At 68.8% G+C, this 2810-nt stretch carries 3 protein-coding genes and 1 pseudogene; 3 read left to right on the top strand and 1 reads right to left on the bottom strand.

The window, feature by feature from the left end:
• Positions 1–233: pseudogene (locus HUU96_RS14265) on the bottom strand (hypothetical protein); the annotation flags it as partial.
• Positions 234–423: 190 nt separating this feature from the next.
• Here HUU96_RS14265 and HUU96_RS14260 point away from each other — a divergent pair.
• From HUU96_RS14260 to HUU96_RS14250, 3 genes are all read left to right on the top strand, one after another.
• A complete protein-coding gene (locus tag HUU96_RS14260; protein ID WP_174293407.1) occupies positions 424–1386 on the top strand; it encodes a hypothetical protein in 963 nt (320 codons plus the stop codon).
• A 74-nt stretch (positions 1387–1460) separates the two neighbouring features.
• Entirely contained in the window at positions 1461–2336 is an 876-nt protein-coding gene (locus tag HUU96_RS14255; RefSeq protein WP_174293406.1) for a glycosyltransferase, read from the top strand.
• Positions 2311–2810: ChbG/HpnK family deacetylase (locus HUU96_RS14250; protein ID WP_174293405.1), on the top strand; the 500-nt coding region annotated here is incomplete at its 3' end. The genes HUU96_RS14255 and HUU96_RS14250, both read left to right, overlap by 26 nt.

Genomic DNA, 2810 nt, shown 5'->3' with positions numbered 1-2810 from the left:
ACGACGAACGCGGTAGCCCAGGCAAAGACCAGCGCCAACAACTGGCTGGCGAGCACGCCGTCGCCCGGCAGCAACCGGATTGCGGCATAGAGGAGGAACAGCCCGATCGGCTTTCGGTCCCACAGGTCGACATACGGCACCGCGCCGTGCAGCATCCGGTCACCGACCAGCAGATAATATTGCTCGTCGACATGATAGACCGGGTTGCCGAACACCCACGCCCGCGTCGCCACCGCGACAAGCAGCAGGACGGCCAGCCCCCATCGTCGATCCGGAGCGAAGTTCCCTGATCCTCCTGCCGCTATCACTCGGTTCGTCTCACCAGGAACTCCGTTCGTCGACAAACCCCATCGCCAGACGATCTCTGCTGTGGGTCTCAACTGCCGGTAACGTCTCATTAACGGAGACACTAGCGGGGTCGGCATGGGCGGGATGGTAGCGAACTGGTCCGAGCGGGTGCGTGGCGGCGATCTGGTGTCGCCGGCGCTCGCCGATGCCGTGTCGAAGGCGATCAGCCGTTTCGCCGCGCCGGTGCTGTCGGTGGCGGTGCTCGCCGGCGCGCTGTGGCAGTTCCATGCGATCAACTGGCACACGATGCTGGCGATGGTGCCGCGCCGGCCGATCTTCTGGATCGCCTTTGTCCTCGCCCATCTCGCGCCGATCGTGGCCGACTGGCTGATCTATCGCCGCCTGTGGAACATCCCCGCTTCCGGTATGCTGCCGCTCGCGCGCAAGATGATCGGCAACAACCTGTTGTTCGGCTATGCCGGCGAGGCGTATCTCTACGCCTGGGCCAAGGGTCGCGGCGTGTGCGGCGCGGCGTTCGGCGCGGTCAAGGACGTCGCGATCCTGTCGGCGGCGGTCGGGAACGCCACCACCATCGTCGTCACGCTGATTGCGCTGCCCTTCATGGGCGCGTTCGGCCCGTCGCTGCCGCTTTGGGTGCTGGTCCCGTCGCTGGCGATCATCGCGGTGCCGCCGCTGACCGCGTTGGCGCTGCGCAACAAGCTGTTCAGCCGCTCGGGTGCCGACCTGCGCTACATCGCGGCGGTGCATGGCGGCCGCGCCGCGGTGTCGATCCTGATGACCGGGCTGTTGTGGCAGCTGGCGCTGCCGGCTGTGGCGCTGCTGACTTGGGTGGTGCTCTCGGCGTTGAAGCTGCTGGTGTCGCGGCTGCCGCTGATCTCGCAGAAGGACGTGGTGTTCGCCGGCGTGTCGGTGGCGTTGCTCGGCAAGGGCACCGATGCGGCGGCGCTGATCGCGCTGATGGCGACCTTGTCGATCGCCGCCGACGTAATGACCGGCATCCTCGCCTCGCTGGCCGGCGTCGCTGGCGAAGCGAAGCGCCGGGCCCATGCCGGTGAGTTGGTCGCGCAGCTCGCCTGAAGGTCTGCAGCTCGCCCAAACCGTAACCAAGCTGTCGCCAACACCGACTACCCAGTAGAGTACGAAGCCGAAGCATGTTTGTTGATCGCGCCTTGCACCCCCGCGGTGCCGTTCCCGCCCAGGCGGGTCACCGGGTCCGGTGGAGCGTACTGGTCCCCTTCTTCAACGAGCGCGACTGCCTCGACACGACGCTGGAGAGCCTGGCGGCGCAGACCGTCCGCCCGCGCGTCATCCTGATCGACAACGCCTCGACCGACGGCAGCGCCGCGATCGCCAGCGCCACCTGTCACCGCCTCGAGCTCGATTATGAGCTGCTGACCGAGCCGCGACCCGGCAAGGTGGCAGCGCTGGCGCTCGGCCTGACGCGGGTGGCAACGCCCTATGTGGCGACATGCGACGCCGACACCTGGTACCCGCCGCACTATCTTGCCGAGGCGCAGCGCATCCTGGAGCGTGGTAACGCGGTCGCGGGAGCGTTCTTCGTGCCGCCCACTGCCGATGCGCGCACGCGGCGGCGCGAGGCGCGGCGCATCGCCGCCACTGCGATGCTGTTGCGCGGCCAGTGCCACACCGGCGGCGCGGGTCAGGCGTTCCGCACCGAGGCGCTGCGCCGGGCGGGCGGCTTCGATCCGCATCGCTGGGGCTATGTGCTGGAGGATCATGAGGTGATCCACCGGGTGATGAAGCACGGCTCGATGCGCTATGCCTATGGCTTATGGTGCTGCCCGTCGCCGCGTGAGCGCGATCGCGCGTCGATCCGCTGGACGCTGGCCGAACGGCTGCTCTATTGTGTCGCCGCACCGGTGGCGGGCGACTGGTTCTTCTACCGGTTCCTGGCGACGCGGCTGCGCGCACGCCGGCTGACCAGCGAGCGTATTCGGGAGCGGCAGTTTCAGGATGTCGGACGGATCGCCTCGCCCCTTGGTGCCAACCCTTACCCTGTGCGCTGACGATTTCGCCTTTTCGAGCGACACCAGCCGCGTCATCGCCGACCTGCTCGCCGCGCGACGGTTGACCGCCACCGGCTGCATGACAGTGCGGCCGAACTGGCGCGAGGACAGCCGGATGCTGCGCGACGTGCCCGCCGATCGCGCGATCGGTCTCCACCTGGTGCTGACCGACGAGGTGCCGCTGACTGCGATGCCGCGACTCGCCCCCGGCGGCGAGCTGCCGCATCTCCATCGGCTCGAACGGCTGTCGGGCAGCACCCTGCCGCTCGACGAGCTTGCCGCCGAAATCGACGCGCAGTTCGACGCCTTTGCGCAGGCGATGGGGCGACCGCCGGCGTTTGTCGACGGCCATCAGCACGCCCATGCGCTGCCGGCCATCCGTGAGGTCGTGCTGGCCGCCGTCCGCCGCCACGCCCCTGCCGCCTGGCTGCGGACCTGCGAGGAGCGGCTCGGGGCGGTGCTGGCGCGGCCGTG

It is taken from the genome of Sphingomonas bacterium (assembly GCF_903644135.1).
GTDB lineage: Bacteria > Pseudomonadota > Alphaproteobacteria > Sphingomonadales > Sphingomonadaceae > Sphingomonas.
This window is presented reverse-complemented; position numbering and strand designations above follow the sequence as displayed.

Coding starts and splice junctions, on each gene's coding strand:
- HUU96_RS14260 (WP_174293407.1), top strand. CDS start 424: ATGGGCGGGATGGTAGCGAACTGGTCCGAGCGGGTGCGTGGCGGCGAT.
- HUU96_RS14255 (WP_174293406.1), top strand. CDS start 1,461: ATGTTTGTTGATCGCGCCTTGCACCCCCGCGGTGCCGTTCCCGCCCAG.